This is a genomic window from Formosa sp. F44 (assembly GCF_056238645.1).
The window spans coordinates 379,481-404,566 of record NZ_JBWDLJ010000004.1 but is presented as its reverse complement, the minus strand read 5'-3'; the positions used below and the strand labels follow the sequence as shown (position 1 = coordinate 404,566).

The 25,086-nt window shown below is 35.0% G+C and carries 12 protein-coding genes; all 12 read right to left on the bottom strand.

The genetic code is table 11. From position 1 onward, the window contains the following. Window positions 1-18: 18 nt before the first annotated feature. Entirely contained in the window at window positions 19-1,461 is a 1,443-nt protein-coding gene (locus tag AC0UBM_RS14410) for a glycoside hydrolase family 30 protein (RefSeq protein ID WP_475689078.1), read from the bottom strand. Between the two features lie 192 nt (window positions 1,462-1,653). Further along, window positions 1,654-3,138, bottom strand: a complete 1,485-nt coding sequence (locus AC0UBM_RS14405; protein ID WP_475689077.1) for a sulfatase-like hydrolase/transferase — start codon at window positions 3,136-3,138, stop codon at window positions 1,654-1,656. A 2-nt stretch (window positions 3,139-3,140) separates the two neighbouring features. Further along, entirely contained in the window at window positions 3,141-3,968 is an 828-nt protein-coding gene (locus tag AC0UBM_RS14400; protein ID WP_475689076.1) for an alpha/beta hydrolase, read from the bottom strand. A gap of 14 nt (window positions 3,969-3,982) precedes the next feature. Further along, complete coding sequence (locus AC0UBM_RS14395) at window positions 3,983-5,317, bottom strand: sugar porter family MFS transporter (protein ID WP_434035576.1); 1,335 nt, start codon at window positions 5,315-5,317, stop codon at window positions 3,983-3,985. A gap of 35 nt (window positions 5,318-5,352) precedes the next feature. Next, window positions 5,353-6,456 (bottom strand): glycoside hydrolase family protein, encoded by a 1,104-nt coding sequence (locus tag AC0UBM_RS14390; RefSeq protein WP_475689075.1) that lies wholly within the window; start codon window positions 6,454-6,456, stop codon window positions 5,353-5,355. Window positions 6,457-7,046: 590 nt separating this feature from the next. Continuing rightward, window positions 7,047-8,948 (bottom strand): RagB/SusD family nutrient uptake outer membrane protein, encoded by a 1,902-nt coding sequence (locus tag AC0UBM_RS14385; RefSeq protein ID WP_475689074.1) that lies wholly within the window; start codon window positions 8,946-8,948, stop codon window positions 7,047-7,049. Between the two features lie 24 nt (window positions 8,949-8,972). Next, window positions 8,973-12,233: a SusC/RagA family TonB-linked outer membrane protein gene (locus tag AC0UBM_RS14380; RefSeq protein WP_475689073.1), complete on the bottom strand. Its 3,261-nt coding sequence runs from the start codon at window positions 12,231-12,233 to the stop codon at window positions 8,973-8,975. A 1,106-nt stretch (window positions 12,234-13,339) separates the two neighbouring features. Continuing rightward, on the bottom strand, window positions 13,340-14,575 hold the full coding sequence (locus AC0UBM_RS14375) for a glycoside hydrolase family 88 protein (RefSeq protein ID WP_414036989.1): 1,236 nt from the start codon (window positions 14,573-14,575) through the stop codon (window positions 13,340-13,342). Window positions 14,576-14,888: 313 nt separating this feature from the next. Continuing rightward, window positions 14,889-15,170, bottom strand: a complete 282-nt coding sequence (locus AC0UBM_RS14370) for a hypothetical protein (protein WP_475689072.1) — start codon at window positions 15,168-15,170, stop codon at window positions 14,889-14,891. 9 nt (window positions 15,171-15,179) lie between these two features. After that, the gene (locus AC0UBM_RS14365; protein WP_475689071.1) at window positions 15,180-17,666 is read right to left on the bottom strand and encodes an alginate lyase family protein; all 2,487 of its coding nucleotides are present in this window, start codon (window positions 17,664-17,666) and stop codon (window positions 15,180-15,182) included. 35 nt (window positions 17,667-17,701) lie between these two features. After that, complete coding sequence (locus AC0UBM_RS14360) at window positions 17,702-18,856, bottom strand: right-handed parallel beta-helix repeat-containing protein (RefSeq protein ID WP_475689070.1); 1,155 nt, start codon at window positions 18,854-18,856, stop codon at window positions 17,702-17,704. A gap of 274 nt (window positions 18,857-19,130) precedes the next feature. Continuing rightward, window positions 19,131-25,058: a carbohydrate-binding protein gene (locus AC0UBM_RS14355; RefSeq protein ID WP_475689069.1), complete on the bottom strand. Its 5,928-nt coding sequence runs from the start codon at window positions 25,056-25,058 to the stop codon at window positions 19,131-19,133. Window positions 25,059-25,086: the final 28 nt, after the last annotated feature.

Here is a 25,086-nt window from a genome sequence, read left to right as displayed (position 1 = left end):
CTTTATATCTTATTTTGTTTAAATATTTAAAACAATTACGGCTAATGATTTAGCAGGAAGCGTTACAATTTGCTTCTCTACTTCTTCAATCTGACATTCGTAAGAATTAGGTATGTCTTTATTGTTTTGAAGTAAAACATAAACTTTATTATCGTGTTTTACCGAAATTAAATCGTCTTTAGAATAGTTGGCAATACGCTTAGATCCTGGCACTAAGTACTGACTCATAAATGCGAACACACCATAATCTGGGTTATAAGTAACCGCTTTAGTGTTGCGATTGATATTAATTAATGAATTCTGTGCCCAATCCCAACCGCTTTCTGTTGTTTCATTTAAAATCATGTTCCAATAGCAGTAATTTGGAATGCCGTAATTAAAGTATTGCGCCACTTCTTTTAAACGTGAAGATGCTTGTTCCCAAGTATTTTTCCCATTAAAGCAATTTCCTTCTGTATGCATGGTGTTACCGTGGGGATATAATGCATTCATATCTTGAATATATTTTGAAGACGTGTACTGAATTCCGATACCATCAAACAAAGCTAAATTTTCTGGATTTCCAGCCAATTCTAAAGCGTCAATTCTACCATGAACTCTAAAGGTTCCAGCCCAAATTTCTGTATCAATCTTATCGGCATTAAATTTCGGACGTAAATACGATTTCACAAACTTACTCATTTGCGATACAGACATATCGTTTGATGGATATGGTGTATTTGCATCTGTTTCGTTTTGAACAATTAAGCGATCAATAGTAATCCCTTTATCTTCGTAAGCTTTAATATATTTTGAGAAATATAAAGCATAGGCTTTGTAGATTTTAGGGTCGTCTTTTAATTTGTTTTTCTCAGGAAAATCTTCTCCCTGATCCATAAGCCCTGAATATTTCATCCACGCTGGTGGACTCCAAGGTGAAGCGAAAAGTTTAAGATTTGGATTCTGTGCAAAAGCATGCTGAATAAAAGGAATTACAGAGGTCTCTTCTCTTTTTATAGAAAAAGCCGTCATATTATAATCGTCTGCCTTTTCTGAATAACTATAAGCATCAATTCCAAAATCACTAGCACCTACGGCTGTTCTACAAAATGTAAGTTGTGCTCCAGAATTTAAACCAAATAGATTTTTTGCCACCTCTGTTTGTTTATCTTTAGGTAAAACCATTAGAGCTTCACCACCAATTTCATTAAACGCACCTCCAAAACCTTCGAACGTTTGAAATTCTATATTTGGATATAATTTGATGGGATTTATTCTTTTATTTGTTGCTTTCTTTTGGGAGCCGTTATATTTTTCAACATCAATTTGACCGTCTCTAATAACACCAGATAATTTCAAATAATATACTTCTGCAGGTTGCTGTGCATTTAATACTAAGGCATTAAATACTAAAAACAAGGCCATAAAACACACGCTTCTATTTCCTAAACAAAAGTCTAAATTCTCAATATGTTTTCTCATTACTTTATCCATTTAAAAATTATTGCAATTTTACTTTATACACTTTTCGTATTGATTTCAATTAAGTATTCTTAGTCTTTTTTCTTTAGAATTAATCTCGGATGCTCACGTTTAATTCTGATTTATATTACAGACTGTTCATGAGCGACCTTGATAAAAAAAACAAAAACAAATGAATATTTTCTACTGATTCTATTCATAATTTGGCTTATCACGTATCCACACGTGACTGCCGTCTAACAGGGCTTTATATTCCGATTCAAATTCTGTTTTCATTGTCTTGAAAACTTCTGGTTTTTGAATTGATATATCTTCAGATTCTGCAATATCATTTTTCAAATTAAACAACACAAAATCTGTAAGTTCAGCACGTTTAAGTTCGTCTATATTCCCATCGTATAAATTATGAATGTTAGGTAGCATTTCGCTATCTAATTCTATACGTGCCATGATCTTATAATCGCCTTTACGCATGGCCACACGACGGTCGTTAATGGCGTCGTAAAATGCCCATGTTAAAGGTTTTTCACGTTCAAAATTTCCAGATTTAAAAAGCGATACAAAAGATTCTCCGTCTAATACGCGGTCTGGTAATTCTGCTCCAGCTAATTCAGCAAATGTTGGTAGGAAATCTAGTGCAGATACCACAGCATTGGTGGTTCCAGAATAGGTATCTTTTCCTATCCATTTAACAATACCTGGCACTCTAAATCCAGCTTCATTGGTCCATAATTTCATACCTTTTAAAGGTCCTGGTCTCCCATAAGATTTTTTAGCACGCTCGTATCTCATAAAGGTTTCTGGTCCGTTATCTGAGCTAAATACGATTAACGTATTGGTAATATTATGAGTTTCAAAATATTCTAGTAATCGCCCTACAGCAAGATCTACGTTTTCTACATTGGCAAAATATTCGGCCTCTTCTAGATTCTTTGCTTTTGGTAAATATTTCTGAACTAAATCTTCTGGAGACGCAATAGGTTCATGAGGTTCATGAAATGCCACTTCTAAGAAAAACGGTTTATCGGTATCTCTTTTATCTAACCAAGACATGGCTTCGTCGACAATAATCTGACTGCTAAAGCCTTCAATTTCGCCTACTTTTTCGCCGTTTCTCACAAAATTTCTGGGATTTTTATGACTTGGCGCGGAATTATTGTGAGTTGCCATCCAATAATCAAAACCAAAATCGTTTGGTTGTGGTTGTGCTTCTGAATTAAATTGAGACGAACAATGCCATTTCCCAACTAAACAGGTTTCGTAACCCACAGATTTTAGCACCTGAGGAATAGTAACTTCTTCGGCGCGTAGGTGAACTAAATCTCTATTGTCTTCACTTTTTTTGTAACCTGGAATAAAATCGTAAATACCAGCACGGTTAGGACTTCTACCAGTTAACAAACCTGCACGCGATGATGAACACACTGGAGCTGTAGCATAAAAATCGGTAAGTTTAATTCCTGTTTCCGCTAATTTATCAAGGTTATCTGTTTCTATAATAGGATGCCCGAAAGTCGCCAAATCGCCATACCCTAAATCGTCGCATAGTAATACTACAATATTAGGTTGCTCTGGTTTTGCTTCTACTGCTTCTGCAACAACATTTTGTTTCTTTTCATCTTTACATGAAAAGCAAATCATAATACATAATACGTATATAAATGATTTTATATTCATAGTTAATCCTTTTTTAAATTCGTCTTAAAAAAATCGTTAAAAAACACCATGTGATATTTTATAGAATTACTCCAATATGCATTGGTATGTCCGCCTGGACGAGAAATAAAATCGTGAGGGATATTACGCTCAACTAATTTTTCGTGCAATCTCACATTAGCATCATAAAAAAAGTCGTCTACTCCACAATCAAATAAAATTTTCAAATCTTTTCCATCTAACAAATGCACCATATTAATAACCGTGTTTTGTTCCCAATTTTCTTGATTGGTTGCATACACACCTAAGCGTTTTTCTAAATCCCAGTTTTTGGGAAAAGGTCGTAGATCTACACCGCCACTCATACTTGCAACAGCGCCCCAAATATCTTGATGCTTAAAAGTTAAATACAGCGCACCGTGCCCCCCCATGCTATAGCCTGTAATGGCACGATGTTTAGAATCGGCTAGAGTGTTATAGGTTTTATCTATTTTTGAGACCAATTCTTTTGAAATATAGGTTTCGTATTTCATGGCATCATCTATTGGACTATCCAAATACCAACTGGTTTTAGCACCATCGGGACACACTATGATAACCTGATAAGTATCGGCATACGCTTTAATATCTGGAGCTTTCCCCAACCAAGCCGCATAGTTGCCACCAGCACCATGAAGCATATAAACTACAGGAAATGCTTTTCCGTTATTTGTATACGACTCTGGTGTGATGATAACGTTTTTAATAGTCTTATTCATTACATCGCTATGCACCAAAAGCGTATCTACTTTTGAGGCATACATCGATAATGTGATGCAAAACATACTAAAAACTACAATAATCTTTTTCATCTTGTTTTAACGAACTATTTTTTATTCTTTTTAAGCATTACTACTTCCAATTCTTCTAATGTTTTACCTTTTGTTTCAGGCATCAAGAACGCTACAAATAATAATTGTAACACCATCATGAATGCAAAAAACAGAAATACAACACCTGGTCCAATTAATTCATGGCTGAATAAAAATGGAATTAAAGATGGTATTAAGGCTGCTAAAACCCAGTGTACAGAACTTCCGAAAGATTGCCCTGAAGCTCTTAAATGATTAGGGAAAATTTCTGAAACAAACACCCAAATTACGGCCCCTTGACCTACTGCATGAGCTGCAATAAAAAGAAATAAGAAAATAGGCACAGCCATACCTGACCAACCAAAGAAAAATGCGGCTGATACTAAACCTAATGACACTATGTAGCCTATAGACCCTATATACATTAACGTTTTTCTTCCTAATTTATCTATTAAAAACACGCCTAAAAGTGTAAATACTAAATTAGTAACACCTATTCCCACACTGCTTAAAAGGGCTGTACTTTCTCCTAAACCAGCTTCTTCAAAAATTCGAGGCGCATAATATAAAAAAGCATTAATTCCGGATAGCTGATTAAAAAAAGCAATTAAAAAAGCTAACATTAAAGGATATCTGTATTTTTTAATAAAGATAGTTTCTGTTTTATCGTTTTCGTGAGAATGACTTTCAAATTCTGCAATTTGCTCATCTACATTTACTGTTGGATCAATTATATTTAAAACGGTCTTAGCTTCTTCAGTACGACCCTGAGACAGTAACCATCGTGGACTTTTTGGTAATTTTACAGCAAATAAAATGTATAAGACTGCAGGAATAGCTTCGACCCCCAACATCCAACGCCACGAGTTTTCCCCAATGCCACTTAACAAATAGTTAGATAGAAATGCAATTAGAATACCAAATACAATATTAAATTGATACATAGCCACTAAACGACCACGATCTTTAGCTGGCGCGATTTCAGAAATATATGCTGGTGCCGCAATTGTAGAAGCCCCTACTCCAATACCTCCAATAAATCGAGCAAAAGCGAACACATACGGATCGTTAGATAAAGCTGAGCCAATAGCAGAAACAGCAAATAAAATACCAATGACTATTAAGGTATTTTTACGGCCAAATTTATTCGTTGGAAAGCCACCAAACAACGCACCAACAACAGTACCCCAAAGTGCCATTCCCATAACTACCCAACCGTGAAATGAATCTGAAGATTCCCATAACGTTTGAAGTTTTTTATCGGCACCAGAAATTACTACAACATCGAATCCGAATAAAAACCCTGCAAGTGCAGCGGTAATAGACCATAAAAGTATTTTCTTGTTCATACTGTTTTATTTTTAGTTTTATTAATTAGTTTAGTTTATTGTTTTATAGGAATAACCATATTCCATGTTTTTGTTCCATTACTAAATCCTCCAGGACCATCCATAGTCGCGAAAAATATATGTGTGGGTTTGCCATCTTCAACAAAAACAAACGGACGTTCTAATTGTCCCTGTTTAACGGTTTTACCATTATCCCAAGTCACCGTTTTTGTATATGCTTTCGGATTTTTATCGACTGCCCATTCTATTCCATCTTTAGAATGTGCCAAAAGTCCATCGCCTGCTTCGCCTGTTATAGCGCCACGCTGATCTTTGGCCACCATATGAAATCCGGTAGCATCGCTCCATACATGCGGATCTTCGATTTCGCCAAAATGCTCTAAAGAAAATAAAGGCTTATCGCCCATCACAGTATACGGTCCTTTAAAAGATGGCGCTGTAGCCACTCCAATACTCATATCTGCATTATTAATACCATCAGGTTTATAATCACGCCCTTTAAATAGCAGAACAACAGAGCCGTCTGCCTTTATTAATGGTGACGGATTTGAAGTTAAGAAACTATAAAATGAATTAGGTTTAACATCTAAAATTGGCGCATCTAATCGGTTCCATGGTCCGTTAGGACTTTTAGAAGTTGCGACTCCAATACGTTTTCCCCATCGTGCCGCAATGCACCATTTACTTTTTAAATCGAATTGATTCACATTTTCTGTAGTAACCTCTTCAAAGGGGTGCGTAGATCCCATGTAATATAAAATATATGTGTCGTTTTGTTTAACAATCTTAGGGTTATGAGTAGAGCGTCCATCCCAAAATTGGGTTCCTCGTGTTTTAAGAGCGACATCTTGGAATTGATATGGCCCTTCTGGAGTTTTTGATGTGGCATGTACAATTTCAGACCCAATCATCCAACCTGGATGAAATGGTAAAAACTTTGGCCAGCGCGAAGCGTACATATGGTACATCCCATCGTCGCCTTTAATTACCGAACTTCCCCACACCCAATAATCTTCCATTTGAAGTCCGCCATTTACAGTAGCTTCTCCAAGTTTTCCTTGTATTATATTTTGCGCAGATAAAAGCCCTATATTATTTAATAATAGAAAAAATACTATGGCTATTTTTAAATGCTTCATCGTGGTAATTAATATAAATTATCTCCGCTATTTTGTTTTTTGTACTGTCGATATTCTAAAAAAATTCATCCAATTTGATTTATACTTCGCGTTGGATGAATTCAAACCAATTTCTAACTTGTCTTAAAAACTGTTCTATATTTTTTAAGACTAAAAAAAACAATAACTACTGCAATCTAAATCTTATCTCTTAAAAACGGAATAAATTATAGTTCAAAGACTATAACTAGTCAACCATTTTACACGAAAAACAGGCGTATTTACTAGGTAAATCAGCTATAACACTCAACGATAACCAAAATATTTTCGCTTCTGAATGTAAATACAATTCTATTTATAAACGGAGTAACTTCCCTTATTTTCACTAAACATCTGGATGTAAAAAATACACGATAAATATTTAATTTTTTTGCAAGATGAAATATAGTAAAACAGATTATATAGATGAACAAACCAATTTCTTAAATGACAACCTCGGATCACATACTAACTAGATTGCCGGGATTTTAACAATAAAAAAAGCAGCTGTGAAATATCACAACTGCTTTTTAAAACAAACACAAATTACTAATTCAATTTAATTCGTTTTTTTACCATAGTGGATTTTGTAATAACTCAGGGTTCAATCTGATTTGATCTGAAGGAATAGGGTCTATATAATTCTTAATTGAAAAGTTTCTATTTCCTTTAATATCGAAGATTAAAGCTCCAGGCTTAACATTTGCTATACCTGCATATGTAGATATAGATTTCTCAGTACTTGTTGTTCCGTAAGAGAATCCTGCTGGGTTATAAATTAAATCAGTTGGGTTCTTAGGATTTAAAGCAGTTTCAAATTCTGTACCATCTACATAATTTAAAATTAAGTCGTGATTTAACTCTCCTTCTGCAATTCCCCAACGTTTTAAGTCATCGAAACGTTGACTCTCTCCAAATAATTCAATAGCACGCTCTCTTCTAATTTCTCCTAACATTGTTAAGTCTGAATATGGTGAAATTAATGCATTAGTTAAAGGAGCAACATCAGAACGTTCTCTAATTTTATTGATTGAAATGTCTAAATCTCCATCAGAAATAACACCTCCACCTAATTCTACAGTCGCTTCCGCATAGGTTAATAATACTTCTGCATAACGTAAATGAGGGAAGTTGAAAGACTCAGTACGTGTTTCTCTTAATTTGTGTTCTGTCACAAATTTAACACCTTGATATCCAACTCCACGACCACCTGATGGGTTTAATAATTGAGGTACATACCTGTAATCGAATCCCGTACCAGCATCGGCAAAATCTACACCATATTGTGCACCACCTCCGTCAACATTGGCACCATAGCCCCAATATTCCTTTAGAGGCTCCCATACAAAACTTGTTAAACGATTATCACGATTTTGAAATTCTGAAGTCATTGTATCGTATCCTTCAAACACTGAAGAGTATTGTACAGGTAAACCGTCTTCACATAAATACATATCCATTAATTTTCTAGATGGTGTATATGGCTTAGAGTGAGAAATGTTCTGACGAATTTGTCTTAATGTAAAATCGTAAACTGTTTGGATAATAAATTCTCTGTTATCTGCTTTAGTTAAACCTGCTGGATTAGAACCATCTTCTAAAGTAAATAAGTAAAATAAGTTTCTATCTCCAAGCTCTGCACGATGATCCCATAATTCGTAAGCACCACTATTCATAACTTCTAAAGCGCTTTGCTTTGCATCTTCAAAAAGTTGCTGCACGCTAGGATAATCTGCTGGTTTAGCCGATCCTGCACCAACAGTAGTACCATCTCCATCTGTAGCTGTACCCACATATTTTTCATATGTCGCTGCATATAAAGAAATACGTGCTTTTAAAGATTTTGCTGCCTCAGAAGACAATTTACCTTTTTCTGTATCTCCGATACTATTTTCTGAAGGTAATCCGTCTATAGCAACATCTAAGTCACTTAAGATTTGATAGATAACCTCGTAACGACTATTTCTTGGTCCGTATAATTCCTCAGAACTCACATCTAAAGAACGTGTTACAATAGGAACTCCTCCAAAACGCAATAACAATTTGTAGTGATTCCAAGCTCTAAAAAAGTGAGCTGTAGCAACAGGCACTTCTATTTCTGATTGATCACCTTCATATTCTGCCGCTTTCTCTATTAATTGATTAGCTTCTCTTAACTGATTGTAGTTACTACTCCAAATTCCATCTGATGTAGGAACGGGTTTATTACCACTAGCATACGTTGGTTGTTCTGTAATGTTAGCTGATAAATCTGAAGATTCATCTCCACCATTACTACCTGCAACATATCCAAATGTAGCTCTATAGAAAAAATTTGCTGCTGCGTCGAATTGTTCTGGGGTTTTAAAATACACAGCTTCTGTTACAGAATCTAAAGGTTCTTGCTCTAGGTAGTCGGAACAACCTGTAAACATAAACGCAGAAACCATGGCCGCTAACCCTATTCGTTTTATATTAAAATTTATATTTTTCATATTCATTAAATTAAAAATTATCAATTAAAAAGTAAGCTCTAAACCAAGAATCATAGTCGATACAAATGGAGTCTGACTTCCTTGTCTTGTATCTATACCTGCTTCAGGGTCTAAACCATCTTTTACATTAGAAATTACAAATAAATCGTTTCCTGTTAAAGACACACGAATTCTGTCCACACCAATTTTCTCTAAAGTAGCTTGAGGAAGTGTATATCCTACAGAGATCACCTTAGCACGCATATAGGCCGCTTTAATAACGTTAATATCGTTTAAATCATAATTCCAAGTTTTTCTAGCCGTGTTGTAATAACTTGCAGGTAACTCTGCATTTTGGTTATCTACAGTCCAAGTATTCCCTAAGAATGATGCGTTTTGGTTTGTCCACCATTGTGCAAATGGATAAGCAAGAGAACCTGTTCTTACAATATTAACATCGGCAACACCTTGGAAGAATGCACTAAAATCGAATCCTTTGTAAGCAAATCCTAAGTTAATACCAAAACTTTTATGTGGACCTGTATCACCTACGTAAACTAAATCCTCTTCATTTATAATACCATCACCACTTACGTCAACTCGTTTTACTGTACCTGGTACTAAACGGTCTGCACTTCTATAATTTGGTAATAAAGTTCCTGCTTTCAATTTTGTTTGGTCGGTTGCGTCTATAAAACCTACTTGGTTGTAGTAGTTTAAAACTTCATCTTCTGAAGTCATAATACCATCTGTCTTGTAAGCATAGATTGCATTTAATGGTTTCCCTTCTAACACAGAGTTTACACCTTTAGAAATATTCTGTGCACCTTCCATTTTAGTAACTTCACTCTCATTATCCCAGAAACTTAATCCTATGTTATAACTAAAGTCTCCAATCTGATCTCTCCAGTTAGCAGATAATTCGTAACCAGTAGTTTCAAACGTACCACTATTTGTTTTTGGTGCTCCAGCTCCTAATACTTGTGGATATGTAATACTAACTAACATATCGTCATTCTTACGAATAAAGTATTCTGCTGTACCAGTTAAACGGTTATTAAGTACTCCAAAGTCTACAGCAAAGTTAGTTGTTGATACACGCTCCCAAGAACGATCTGTAGAAGTAAGTCCGCTAATGAATGCTGTATTATATAATTCTGGGCTATTTCCAAAAATTGTAGAACCGTATCCAATACTAGAATAGTAATCGTATGCACCAATACCTGTTACAGAACCCGTTTCACCATAAGAAGCACGTAGTTTTAATAAGTTAAACGCACTACCTTCCATAAATGCCATTTCAGATAAATTAATACCTGCAGACGCACCATAGAAGTTTTTCCATCTGTAATCTGGGTCTAAACGCGAAGAACCATCACGACGACCTAATACTTCTAATAAGTAAATTCCTTTAAAGTTGTAGTTTAATTTTCCTAAATAAGACACTAAACCTACAGCATTACTACCACCAGCATTCGTTTGTGTAGTCACGTCTCCTGTATTAATATCATCTAAATCATCTGAAGCCATGTTAGAACGGAACAAATCGTAATTATTTGTTTGAGTTTCTTCTGCAGTATAACCTACCATAGCACCTAATGTATGGTTACCGAAAGTACGGTTATAGTTTAATTGGAATACATGATTTTGGAATATTTGTTTCTGAGACTCTTCTTTTACACTAGAGTTTAACAATGTTGTTGGTGTAGACGTTGTATTACCAAACCAATCGTACATAGTAACAGTAGATGTTCTTGTTGTTTTATGATTGTTTTTTGAACTAAAGTTTCCTTGATAGTAAAAAGATAAACCTTTTACATACTTATCGAAATCAAAATTAATTTTACCACCTAAACGAAAGATTTCATCGTTATTTTTAGTACGACCACCTTCATCTAAATATGCTAAAGAGTTGTTACCTCCAAAGTTATCGTAATACTGTCCTGCTGGATTAAATAATGGGAACCAACTCGCATCTTGAACACCACCACCAATACCTTGTGTAGGGACATCTGTTGTTCTATTATCGTAAGACACTATAAAGTCTGTAGATATCATATCCGACACATCGTACGTTAAGTTTGTACGGAAATTGTAACGCTTTTGTCCGTCATACACATAACTAATTGGTGAACGCTCATTCGCATAACCAACAGATGTTCTGTATGTTGCTTTTTCACTACCTCCAGAAATTGAAACATCATGACGCTCTGATAATGTAGTTCCGTACATTTCGTCGAACATTGTAGTTTCGTTACTAAAATAGTGATCTTTACCTAACCAGAAGTAAGACTCTGGAGCCATTGGTAATGTACCATCTACAATCGAAACTAATTCATCACGTGTAAAGAAACGGTAGTTTGAAGCTGCTGTTTGTTGGTTTCCATCACCATCAACAAAATCAATTCCATCGTTATCTCCAGCAGTGATCCAAAGTTGTGCCCATTCTTCCATAGAAGATAAAGGGTAGTCTCTAACAAAGTTTAATTGAGTTTCTCCTTTATATGATACTTTTAGAGCAGAACCTTTTTTACCTTTTTTAGTCGTTACTAAAATTACCCCACCAGCAGCTTTAGTACCAAATATTGCAGCAGCACCATCCTTAAGTACAGAGTAAGATTCAATATCGTTAGCATTAATTGTTGCTAATTGCCATTCTGGAATTTCAAGTCCGTCTAATAAAATAAGTGGACTAATATTATTTACAGAAATATCACCACGAATTTTTAAATCAGTACCCTCATTACCAGGACGCGAAGATGTACGTGTTACAACAAGTCCAGGTACCTCACCTTGTAAAGCTAAAGCTGCACTAGATGTTCCTTTTCCTTTCACTACATCGTCTCCTTTTACCTGAGTTACAGATCCTGTAAGTGTCGCTTTCTTTTGTGTTCCAAATCCAACAACAATAACTTCATCCAATTCACTAATATCGGTTTCCATTACTATATTTAATTGAGTTTTTCCAGCAACAGAAACTTCCTGTGTTACAAAACCGATAGAACTAAACATAAGAACAGAAGATGATGAAGGTACGCTTAATGAATAATTACCATCAAAATCTGTTACGGTACCAACTCTGTCGCCACCTTTTAAAATTACATTTACACCTGCGATAGGCATCCCATCTTCTTGAGAGGTGACAACTCCAGTTATTATTAAATTTTGTTCACTAATACTGTTTGAGTTAGCGAATCTATCCTTATCGTCTGCAGCATACATACCGCTATATGATAAGCATAACAATAAAGCCATAAACAACACTGGCTTTATCGAAGACTTTTTTAAATTATTATTCTGATACATAAAATACTTTTTTCGTTATACTATTTAATTGATTGTTAAAGTTTAAAACAAATTTTAATGCATACAATTTGTATTCAATAGATAAACTCTTAAAATGGTTTGGTTTGTTTTTAGTAATTTTTTTCTGGTCATAATTAGTATGTTTTAAATTAATATTGTTTGTAAGAAGACATTTAAAATGGCATTAACATTTATTTATGTTTTCCTGTTAACAATTTTATAAATAATGCCTCATATCTTCTCTAAAACATGATTCTATATCACTAAATTATGGTCCATTTTAATGCTCAAACCCTTATAAATAGCGGATTTCAATCGAAATAGTAATTTTGAATCATAATTTTATGATTTATTCATAAAAAGACAAATTTAACATTCTATTAATAACAATATCATAATTCTGTTTATGTTTTTTAACTTTAATTGGGCAAGTTCTCAACATTACAAGTAATACCGTCCCACACGTAGATTAGACTGTATTACATGCCCTACAGTTTTAGAAATAAGTGCTTTAAAAATGATTATGATGATATAAAAGACATCCGTAGAAAAAAATTCGCACTAATACAAAAAAATCAAGATGAGTTCGATTCAATGCACATATGCACACATCTTATAACTACTAATTGGACCTCCAATTAGCAATGATTTAGTTCCAAAATGCCCATATAAATCGGACAGTTCAATGGTGTACTAGTAAAAATCTTTAAGCTGTTTAGAACTGGGACAATTTGGAGACCTTAAGTCTTCCAAGAGCAATAATTATATATGAATTCTGTTAATAGCGTACGTAAAAAAAAACTTGTCCTTGTTAATTGAATGAATTTAAACCCCAAATACAATATTTGGCTAGCAGAATTACTATAAAGAAATCTATAGGTTCTAATTACAAAATGTACACAAGTAATACGGCTATCTTCGCATTTTCCGGGCAATAAGGATCTGCTTATAGAGAGTAATCCTTCACACTGTAAAGAAACAAGACCGTTCTAAACCATGTAAATACAGACTTAAAAAAACCCTTTTAGAATTTCTTCTAAAAGGGTTTACCAAATAAGATTAAATCACATCAATCTTTAGTGATTTACAAAAAAAAACAAACTAAACTATTTTTGAGCTATTTTATTTTCAATTTTCTTTAAGCGCAATAATGCTTCCATAAAATAGTAATCCGAGTAAATTATTGGCACATCAATCTCTGAATTATGAGGTAAATGTCCTGTAGAATGTAGTAAAAGAGATTCGTTGGTATCTCCGCTCATATAAGCATCAGATCCTAATAATGTAATTAATTCTTTTCCTGCATTAAAATATTTTTCTTTTAAAGCTGGATCTTCTAAATGCTCAGACAATTCTAACATACCACATGCTACAACACCTGCTGCAGATGCATCTTTAGGTGCATTAGGAATTTTTGGATCGTCGAAATCCCAGTAAGGCATACCATCTTCTGGTAAACGTTCTATAAAGTGATCTGCTAATTTTTGAGAGGTTGTTAAAAATTCTTTATTCCCCGTTTCTCTGTAAGACATAGCAAATCCGTAGATTCCCCAGCCTTGACCTCTAGCCCACATAGAATCGTCTGCATAACCTTGATGTGTACGTCCTTCAATAAATTCTCCTGTCTTCTCATCGAAACATGCTACGTGATAAATTGAATAATCTGGACGTACCAAATATTTCATAGACTTCTCTGCATGACTATTTGCTATATCGTATAAACTCTTATCTCCTCCATTTTTAGCCGCCCAAAATAACAACTCTAAATTCATCATGTTATCAATAATGGTGTTGTATTGAAACTTATGTTTCATACCTGGCCAAGATAAAATAGTTCCTACTTTAGGATTATAAAGCGTTGCTAAAGTATCTGCTGCCGATAATAAAACTGTTTTATACTCTTCGTTTCCGGTTAATCTGTAGCCATTTCCATAACTACAATACACCATAAAACCTATATCGTGATTCTCTGCAGGCGTATATGCTATAGTTTTAAGCGGAGCTGTAAATTTTTCTGCACCCGCTTTAATTTCTGGATCGTTAGAATACTCGTAAGCATACCATAGTACACCCGGCCAAAAACCAGAACACCAATCTTTAACATCTACCAAGTTCCACTCTTTGTTTCCTTTAGTTATATTTCTAGGAAAACTATCTGCACTTTTTAGATTTTGAAGCGTCGTTTTAATTTTTACAACACTTTTATCTAGTATTACATCTTCGTTGGTTTTTGATGCTACCGCTACAACCTCATCACTTGTCACCTTTTTTTCTGCTTTATTATTACAAGACAACAGAAGTGCCATGCAAAAAACAGCCGTAGTAAGTTTAAAAATCTTCATATTCCTTATTCTTTTATTGAATTTTATATCGTTTAAATTGTTCCTCAAGTTTTGTTGTAATCTACTATGCAATAATAAAAACCCCCGTCTCTTTTAAGTATAAACTATGAATCATTTTTGATAAACTATAACCCTTTTATACTCATAAACATCAGTATTTATAGGTGTTCATGGTTTTATTGACATCAAATTCATTTTTTTTCAAAAAACACACGTTCATAAATTTTATAAAAACTTAAAATTGGCTTCGTTAATTCAATAACGGATATCTGCTTAATGCCTGTCAAAATTACTTTAGTTATATAATGAAATATCAAACTCTAGTTTTAGACCTTAGACTATCATGCCGGTTAAATCCTTTTAAGTATGTATAGTTAGAAAATTTAAAATCTAAACGATTATCCTCAATATTGGCATACACCATCATCCCAACTTGTCCATTACCAACAAATGCGGCTTCATTCCATTGCTTGGGTATCTCTTCCCAAATTAAATCGTGTTGCGCCATAAAACCTGGCCAATCAATAGCTGTGTTGACTTGGCCAGTAGCCATGATGACATTTAGAAAAATAATAAAAGAAAAGATTTTTTTCATAATAAATAATTATTGAGTTATCTCCATTTTAACCAATCCCCCTTGAGTGGATTCCGATATTTTAACTTTCGGTTGGTTGCCTTTCATATGTTCTATCGTAATGGTTTGTACACGACCATCCTTTAGGGTTACTATTAACTCATTAGATGATTTTGAAATAATATTTGATATGGCCGACTCACCAGTATAAGGCTCCACTACTGTTAAAAATGTAGCTTCCCTTTCATGAATACGTACCCCATAGGTTCTACGCTCTGGATTATTTCTAATACCTCTTGGTTTACCACCGTTCGGATAATCACTAATTAGAACCTCTGCTTTTCTTGGCCACAGGGTATGAATATCTAATTTATTGCCCTCATCGTTAAACTGCACTTTTGTGCCTTGTTTAGAATTATACCACTGTGCATTTTTAAAATATTTATAAGGTGAATCATTGTTTGTACTTAAAACACTTAATTCTGATCCTGTTTTTTTAGCACCTTCAATTCCCGAAAACCCAATAGGATGCATTAACCAATCGTAATTGTGTTTTTTATCAGACTTCATATAATCGGCTAGAATAACGTAATCGTCCGTAACTATAGAAATCCGTCTTTGCTGAATGGGATTAAAATTAAGATCAAAATCTGAATCATCCCAAGGTGGAAATTTCTCAGCATTCCATATCGGAATTTTACGCCATCTTGCATTGGTTTCAACTATAGAAACCTGCATTAAATCTCCGGAATAAAACACCAATTGCTCAGACGGCACTGCCTCTTGTTGCAGTTCATCTACAATAACCATATTATGTGTAGCCGATGTTTGTACACTTTCTTTATACCCCGGATTCCCATAACCAAACCAAACCATTTCAGTTCCAAAATACTTGTGCCCATTACGATCTAACGCCACCAAACTAGCTCTATCAAACTGCCCGTGCCAACCACCATGAGTTCCGTATTTAAAATAGGCTTGAATTTGTTGTTCTGGATTTTCTTTTTGAGATTGAGAGCGTAAAGCTGTTAGCCCAACATTAGGCGCAAAAGCCGATCCCGTTCTAGGATCTTCTACTTCTGGCAAATCGGCGACACCATATAACAAGGATACCCAAGAATCGCGTTCGGTTTTATTAATTACCCAAGCCAAATCGTCTTCTCTATATTCGCGGTATGCTAATTCGTAAAAATCGTTTGGTTTTGTAATATCAGAATCATTGCTAGAAACTACATAAGCGTTTTCGTCCATAAACGGAATATACGGCGACACCATATCTTCCAATCCTCTAGTGTTTATTCCTGTAGGTCCCCAATTATCGAATTTCATACCGGTAAACCCTTCTTTTACATTATCAAAATCTTTACTTTTAAATTTAGTAGGGAAACGCCTATGATATAAATCCATACCATAATTCTCGAAAGCTTGAGCAACTAACGAATATCTATGAGTAACTAAATAACAATAGTTCGCAGTCCCTTCAAACCACCAACCATCGGCCATAACACCCTTCCCAATTTGGTCGGCCATTCCTCCTGGAGCTTCCGTTAAAAATGTGAGTTCTGGAATGTCTTGCAAAAACAAAGCAACAAATATGGCTCCCGCATTTGCACTCGCTTGGTGATTCATAATCCCTAAACCATCCATATGTTTTTTGTTCAATTCTAAATAATACCGAAACGAATCTTCTATATTTTGTCTATCGGTAGCCGATAATTCAGGGTCATTATATACGATATCGATGGCAGAAGCCAAGAATAAAAAGAAATTCCCTTCGTGTACTTGCACGCCTGTAGTTGCCGCACCTATAGATAAATACCCTTGATCTTTATCGCAAACCGCTTTTATAAAAGCTATTAGTTTATTTTTATACGCGACATTATCCGTTAATTTATACGCTAATGCTAATTGAAATGCTTTTTCCCCATCGCTAGCCAAATAATTTAAACTGGACCACACTTTTGTAGGTCTTGGTTTGGTTATAATTTTACGGTCTGGAAACTGAAAACCATCAAGTTCTTTTACCATAACGTCTAGATTATTCTTGGCCCAAGCATAGTTTTCAACTTTCTCAGTAGCTTCCTCAAGAACATCATTTGTAACTAAAACAAATGGATGAGCTTTAGAACGTACAGTGATAAACTCTAGTCGTTCAACCTCATTATCTTGTACATCTTTTACAACAACCACACTCGATTCGTGTCCGCCCAAAGGCAAACGATCACTCACAACAACTTGCAGTGTTCCTTTATAAATCGCATTAGGTTTTACTGTAATTTTAGAATCACTTAGTATATTCTCGCAAGCCAATTCTCGCGGATGTAGTACACTTAAAAAATAGGTTTCCGGCGTGCCTTTTGTATTCTCTAATTGAAAGACATATGTAACCGTATCATTTGCATTCGCTTTCTGAGTATATTTCTCAGTTGTTAGGTTTTCACTCTGAGTATTTGAATATCCTGATAAACTTATCACCAGCGAAAAGATTATGATAAGTATACTTTTTAATTTCTTCATGTTTTAATTTAAGGGATAATTAATGCTTATAAATTCTACCATAAAATCTCAACGTCTTTAGGCCATTGGGTAACGTCTGTATATATTTTATTTCCTTGCTTAAAGGTGCTATTGTCAAAAGTGACATCACATTTTAAAAGCCCCAAATCAATCTTTTTATTATCGAAAGTACTATTAATAACAAATGAATTATTTACCATACGCCACATGGCACCCCACGTATTATTAATAATTTCGCAACGGTTTAGAATAACATGTTGTGGTGCATATTGAGGATTTTCGGTATACGTATATTTATCGTAATAGTCTTCACATGGAAACCATAGTGCCACACGACCACAGTTTGAAACGTGATACTTATGAAAAAATAAATATCCAGCCTCTTCATGATCTGCTTGAATACCATTGCCTAGGCAATCTTTAATCGTACAACGTTGTGCCAAAACAAATTCACAAGACGTGTACTTATTCCCTTTCCCTTTTATAGGATAAGACATGTCGCAATCCGACTGTAAGATGTATTTATTATACAGAAAATACACATTATGATACAAGCCACCTGCGGAACCGTTATACTGGAAATTACAGTTATCCATAATAATATTATTGGTGCGTTTCATATGTACGCCTTGTGCCGACCAATCTGTTACATTTATATTTTGAAGCATTACACGATCGTGTCTACTCTCATTTCTTCCTCTGATTAATATCCCATTAGCCTTACCTGAACGGCTTCCTTTTAAAGTTAAATCTTTAATTATTAAATCGGTTACTTGTGGTTCTGCTTCTATGTTGAATCCCGTAGTTTCCATATTTGGACCTTGCTGAATTATAGTATGCTCTCGTCCTTCTCCAACCAATGTAACTCTTCCTTTTAAGGTTATAGTTTCTGTTAAAACATGAATTCCTGATGTAAGAAAAACAACACCTCCTGTTTTATGTGCCTCATCTATTGCTTCCTGTAGAGATGCTCCTGGATTTACAGTTATAACATGTTCTAACCACTGTTTTGGATATTCGACATGCTGGAAATTTGTATTCCATTTTGATGTCATTATTGAATCTACCTCAGCTTCAATTTTAACTTTCTTAATTTTAAAGTTAGAGTTTTGTCCCATTAAGGTAAAACTGATAAGACAAATTAAAACACTTAAAATAACGCCCTTTTGTAATGGAAATAATGATCTCATTTTCGGAAATAATTGGTTGATTCTAATCCCTAAACTACTTTTTAGATGTCGATAAACTTCTTGTAGTTTAGCCAGACCAATATCGTTTTTTTAAAATGCATCATTTATAAATTAAAGGTCATTAATTATAAATTATGGGGATTTATAAGTCGAGAATTACTCTTTCGCTTTATTATTTACATCACAACCAAAGTATTCTGTTTTTTTTGGAGCTTACTATTATCTAAAACAAAAAAGGCTGCCCTTTCAGGCAGCCTTTACTTACGTTATTAAATTATTTTTTGAGCAATTTCTTACTCACTACAGCACCATCTTTTTGGCTTCGTAATATATAAATACCACTACTAAGATGACTCATGTCTATAGTTTGTTCATTACTATTAATTGTTTTAGAAAAAATCAATCGTCCTAAACCATTGTATAGTTTTAATTGTGCTCCTGCTCCATTTTTAATGGTTAAAGCATCTAAAACAGGGTTAGGATACGTTCTAAAAGTAGTCTTAAAAGCATCGTCGATACTTAATGATTCTTGATTAAATTTAAACCAGTTTAAATCGAATAGATTATCTCCTTCTCCTTTAAATACGAGGTAAATATCGTGAACACCTTCAATAGTTGATACTTCAGAATTTACTGTTACCCATGCATCAGTACCATTGGTATTTGGAACATCTAAAGTAGAAACAAGCTCTCCATCATACCCATCTAGACGTACTTCTATGCTACCACCAGAGTTTACACTAGCTACACGTGCTTTAAAAGAAAGCGCATTACTAACATCTAAAGCGCTATACATTGTCCAAGTATTATTTTGGATGACACTAACATCTTGCACACCGTCTACATCTGTAGTTTCAACTGTTGTTGTCCCACTAACTAAACTGTAATTTTCGGCTTCAATACGCTCAAACGGAGCAATTGGCATTTGCACTGTTTGGTTTGAAAATTGGAACCAGTTAATATTACCAACATTTGCACTCGCTACCGTTTCGAATACCAAATAGACATCGTGTACGCCTGTAACAGCTTCTAAATTTGCACTAGAATCTACCCAGTTATGCCATCCTCCTGAATTTATTAATGGCACACTTCCAATTAAATCTCCATCTACAGCACCTAATCTTAGTTCAATAAAAGCATCTTCCATTTGCGTTCCAGCACGGACAATCATACTCTTTGCTTCTGTTAAATCTACACCTTTATATAAGGCCCAATTACCAGGTTTTACAGATCTAATATCTGCACCACCATCCACATCTGATGTTGGTGAAGTTACTTTTGGTCCGCTAGACATTTCATCAAAATCTTCTATTTCCATTCTATCAAATGGGTTTTCACTTGATTTAAAATGAATCCAATTTAAATTATATAAATATGAGCTTCCGCCTTTAAATACAAGATAAACTGTGTGTACGCCTTCAACCGAAACCAGTTGTGAATTTGTTGTTGCCCAGTTATTCCAATTTGATGTATTTTCTAAAGGAACATTTCCAATAAGTCTACCATTTACACCATCCAAACGCACTTCTACAAATCCGCCTGACTTCGGAGAACTATAACGCACATCTAGAGTTGTTAATTCGGTTAAATCGACATCATTAAATGCGATCCAATCGTTATTTTCAATATAACCAACATTCTCTTTTCCATTATCATCTGAGGTCGTTTCAATCTGGACACCAAACATATCATCGTAATCTTCAGCTTCAAAAAAGCCTAATAAATTTTCATTTTCCGTAAAGTGAATCCAATTTAAACGTAAGCCATCTGTTCCCGTATTTTTAAATACTAAATACACATTTTGGATTTCCGTAACCTCGGCAACCTTAGCACTAACAGTTTCCCATTGGTCTATACCGCCAGTATTTGGCACATTAACAGTAGAGATTAATGTGCCATCGTAAGCTCCTAAACGCACTTCTATCGTAGCATCTTCAACAATACTCGCTACCCGAACGTCTAATCCTCCTAATTTATTAAGATTAAGTTGACGATACATCACCCAATTTCCCTCTTGAATCGTGGCTAATTCTTGTTCTCCATCTTCATCAGTTGTTGTTTCTATGGTTGTACCATTAGATACGTGATAATCTTCAGCTTCAATTCTTAGGTTCACATCTAAATCTTTAGATAGTGCTTGTTCAGAAAACTGAAACCAGTTTATGTTACATACATTTTTACTGACTTCTGTATTAAAAACAAAATACAAATCGTGTACACCATCTGTTTTAGAAATATTTCCTGTTGAAGTTTCCCAGTTATGCCATCCGCCTGTGTTAAACAACTCAATAGTTCCGATAAGCTCACCATCAACAGCACCTGTTCTAACTTCAATAAAAGCATCGTCGTAGATAGATCCGAAACGCGCACTCACGCTCTCTGCTCCAGTTAAATCTACCGCATTAAACATTACCCAGTCTCCAGGAACAATACCACGCAAATCTCCACCACCATCAATATCTGAAGTACTACCAGCTACATTTGGGTCTCCAAACTGAGCATCAAAGTTTTCGGCTTCAATTCTTGCAAAAGGATTTTCGTACACTTTAAATTGCAACCAATTTAGAGCTAATAAATCTGTGCCAGTTCCTTTAAACACGATGTAAATATCATGTTCATCTGTCACTTCCTCTATGCGGGCACTAATGGTTTGCCAAGTAGATGAAGCTCCAGTATTTGGTACGTTAATTAAAGAAATAATTTCGCCATCTACAGCATCTAAACGCACTTCTATAATACTCGAATCTGTTACGCTTGCTACACGAAAATCTATTTGAGAAGCTTCGGAAACATCTAAGCCATTAAACATAATCCAATCGCCATCTTGTATATCACTAATATGATTTTCACCATCAACATCCGAGGTTCCCACTATTGTAGTACCGCTTTCCGAATCGAAATACTCTGCTTCCACTCTAGAAAAAGGATCTGTAGGTGCTTTTACAAATGCATCGGAAAATTGAAACCAATTTATATTACATACATTATTGCTAAATTTTGTTTTATAAACTAAGTACACATCGTAAACGCCTGTAACATCCTCTATATACGCACTAACTGTTTCGTAAACTTGCCAATTCCCTGTGTTTGGAACATCAATTACTCCAGCTAAAGGTCCGTCGAAAGCATCTAATCGTACTTCAATAAATGCGTCGTCATACACACTTGCCACTCTGGCATTAATACTTTTTACATTAGTAAGATCTAAGTTCGCATACATACTCCAATGCTCTGGTTTAATAGACCCCAAATTTTGATTACCATCAACATCTCCTGTAGTTCCCGCTTTCGGACCATTTAAGTCGTCATAGTCTTCTGCTTCAATTCTAACAAAAGGATCTGTGGTTTCTACAACACTTATTTTGGACACGGCATAATAATTATCTAGACTTGAAGTTTGCGCTTCAACAATTAATTCCAACGTACTTCCGCTTAAATTATTTACTACCGCAGAGCTATTAGAAAGTGATCCTGTATGTTCTGAAATCGCAACACGATCTCCTCCGTCTAATTTATAATATACATTAACATAATCTGAGGCCGAAACCGTACCTACTTCTTCCAAAACCATATACGCATTAACGCTTGTGGCACAACTTATATCTAATACACCAGACGACCATGTTTCTGTACTATTCATTACTGAAAAACCTTCGTTTGTAAACGGTAATTCACACGGATTCACAAAATCGTTTCCTGTTAAAGAGAACCAATTTAAATGCCATCCATCTGAATTTGAAGTTATTCGTATAGTATGAGTTCCCACAGGTAGATAAACATTTTCTGAAGCACTAAGTGTTGACCAAACATTGGCTCCACCAGTTGAATCGAAAGTAATTTGATGTAATGCTTCTCCGTTTAAACTCACATCAAAATCGCCAGACGATACACTTGCAAGACGATAATTAAACGTGTAAGTTGCAGGAAATGGAACCTCAACTACGTATTCCATCCAATCGCCTGAAGCTATATTAGAAATTTGAGATCCACCATTTTCATCTGTTGTTATTTCTGTTGACACCCCACTAGACGTTTTAAAATCTTCTGCTTCAAATAAAACTGATTCTTGAATGCTTAGTGTGAATGTTTCTTCAGTTTGAGCGCCACAATCGTTTGTAAACACCACATAATAATCGCCTGACTGATTTAACTGAACAGCTTCTAAAACCACACTACGTTCTGAAGACGAAAACCCATTTGGACCCGTCCAAGACCAGCTTCCTCCAACTAGAGGTTCTGGGTCTAATTGCACCGTATTTCCTAAAAAAACATTACTATTATTTGCCTGAACTCTATTTAGAGATGAGCCTAAAGCATTAAACGTTTCTATATTTGGCACAATAGCCACTTCGGCACAGTTTAATAACAAACTCATCTTATTAAAAATCCATCCCGCAGTTTGCGCTGTAATTCTTAACGTTTGAGTTCCTGCCATTAATTGTATCGGTGTTTCTGATCGTACCGTTTGCCAAGATTGTGCGCCTCCAGTTACCGGAAAAGACACTGTTTCTTTTACTTCTCCATCTGCACTTAAAGTAAATTGTCCTGCATTGGAAGCACTCGCTATGCGATAATCAAAATAATAGGTTCCAGCGTATGGCACTTCTATTTCGTACTCTAACCAGTCGTCTGCATCAATAGCGGTTACATTTTCACCACCACCTTCATCGGTAGTTGTTTCGGTAGTAACACCATTCATTGTTTTATATGCTTCTGCCTCGATTGTATTTACTGAAACCGCTTCAAACACCACATTATTGTCTGTTCCCAAATCGGTAACCATACCACCAGAAACACCTGTAACATTGGTGCTTTGGTCATTTAATAACACTGCAAAATTAGTAAGGTTATTAATCTGTATATTTTTAGCATAAAAATCATCTTGATTACTAAGACTTTCTCCTTGTGTACTAATATGATTTCGTTCACCTCCAAATTTAATTTTCAGATCTTGGTCGATAACTAATCCTGGAGCACTTTTAAGGGTAATATTATGATTACTACCACCAATATAGGCTACGTTTCCAGAACCATTATAGTACGGATCTTCAGCAGGAATAATTGTAATTTCTGCATTAAAATTTTTATCTGTTGTATAAGTCGTTGCATACACAGGACCAAACGCACAGTCGGCATAACTATCCACCACATCTCCTGACCCTAAAGAAAAACCATTTTCACAACCTATGGCTGTAGTACCTTCTACATATTTTTTTCCTGTAGCGTGGGCAATAGTAACCCCTGTTCTTAGATGTTTTATTGTACAGTTTAAAACGGTAACATTCGATGTCCCTCTACTATACTCTACGCCATCGATAATAGTTTCACCAGCATTGTATGCACGTATACCAGCTTCACCAGTGCTTTTCATGTAGCCAGGAGGTAACCTGTATCCCCAGTCCGTCATAAAATCGATATCGAAAGCAGGTCCTGACGTTTCTGCCAACATATCGTCTGTACTGCGCATTTCACCTTCTAAATAACAGTCTTCGATAATGGGATTATTCGCAGCCTGCATAAACATACAATGTCCATAAGTTCTATGAATAATAGTATTACTTTTAGCATGATTTGATTCTCCTCGAATTAAAAAAGCACTGTGCTTATAATGTTTAATAGTATAAGAGCCACCTTTTCCGAATGAGTCTCCATAGCCATAAGGGTAAGATCCTTTTGCGGTAATATGAAAACCTTCAATACGGTTATAACTTCCGTCCATGGTAATGTTACACGCTCCGTTTTTTGGATAGTCGTTAACGCTTCCCAAATCTATTAAGGTTAAGTTTTTTAAGACGTTATTATTTCCCGTGGTTTGGATCTCATAAAAATTATCATAGGCCCCGGAATAGGCATTAAAAACAGCTGTTTCTACATTTATAGTTACGTCTGTAAAATCGTAAGTACTATTATTTCCTGAAACTAAAAACAGCACGTAATTTTTTCTTCCTAAGAATTCTGTATAATCAGGAAATAATCCATTTTGAATATCTTCCGGAGTTACGGTATAAATTCCAGGTTCTAATTTAACTTCTACATTACTCTGTTTTAAATACGGTAAAAGTTCGGTTAATGAGTTTACTGTCGTCACTTGAGAAAATGCAGTTAAGCTCAATAAAAAAAACATTACGAATAAGAGCCCAGATGAGCTTATCCGATTTGGATGTTTAATTTTAAGTTTGTCAATAAGTAGTTTGTTTTTCATGTAATTTGATTAATTATGGTTAATAATT

Bases quoted from the DNA above. Each gene is read 5' to 3' on its own strand.
- AC0UBM_RS14410 (WP_475689078.1), bottom strand. From the start codon at position 1,461: ATGAGAAAACATATTGAGAATTTAGACTTTTGTTTAGGAAATAGAAGC.
- AC0UBM_RS14405 (WP_475689077.1), bottom strand. From the start codon at position 3,138: ATGAATATAAAATCATTTATATACGTATTATGTATTATGATTTGCTTT.
- AC0UBM_RS14400 (WP_475689076.1), bottom strand. From the start codon at position 3,968: ATGAAAAAGATTATTGTAGTTTTTAGTATGTTTTGCATCACATTATCG.
- AC0UBM_RS14395 (WP_434035576.1), bottom strand. From the start codon at position 5,317: ATGAACAAGAAAATACTTTTATGGTCTATTACCGCTGCACTTGCAGGG.
- AC0UBM_RS14390 (WP_475689075.1), bottom strand. From the start codon at position 6,456: ATGAAGCATTTAAAAATAGCCATAGTATTTTTTCTATTATTAAATAAT.
- AC0UBM_RS14385 (WP_475689074.1), bottom strand. From the start codon at position 8,948: ATGAAAAATATAAATTTTAATATAAAACGAATAGGGTTAGCGGCCATG.
- AC0UBM_RS14380 (WP_475689073.1), bottom strand. From the start codon at position 12,233: ATGTATCAGAATAATAATTTAAAAAAGTCTTCGATAAAGCCAGTGTTG.
- AC0UBM_RS14375 (WP_414036989.1), bottom strand. From the start codon at position 14,575: ATGAAGATTTTTAAACTTACTACGGCTGTTTTTTGCATGGCACTTCTG.
- AC0UBM_RS14370 (WP_475689072.1), bottom strand. From the start codon at position 15,170: ATGAAAAAAATCTTTTCTTTTATTATTTTTCTAAATGTCATCATGGCT.
- AC0UBM_RS14365 (WP_475689071.1), bottom strand. From the start codon at position 17,666: ATGAAGAAATTAAAAAGTATACTTATCATAATCTTTTCGCTGGTGATA.
- AC0UBM_RS14360 (WP_475689070.1), bottom strand. From the start codon at position 18,856: ATGAGATCATTATTTCCATTACAAAAGGGCGTTATTTTAAGTGTTTTA.
- AC0UBM_RS14355 (WP_475689069.1), bottom strand. From the start codon at position 25,058: ATGAAAAACAAACTACTTATTGACAAACTTAAAATTAAACATCCAAAT.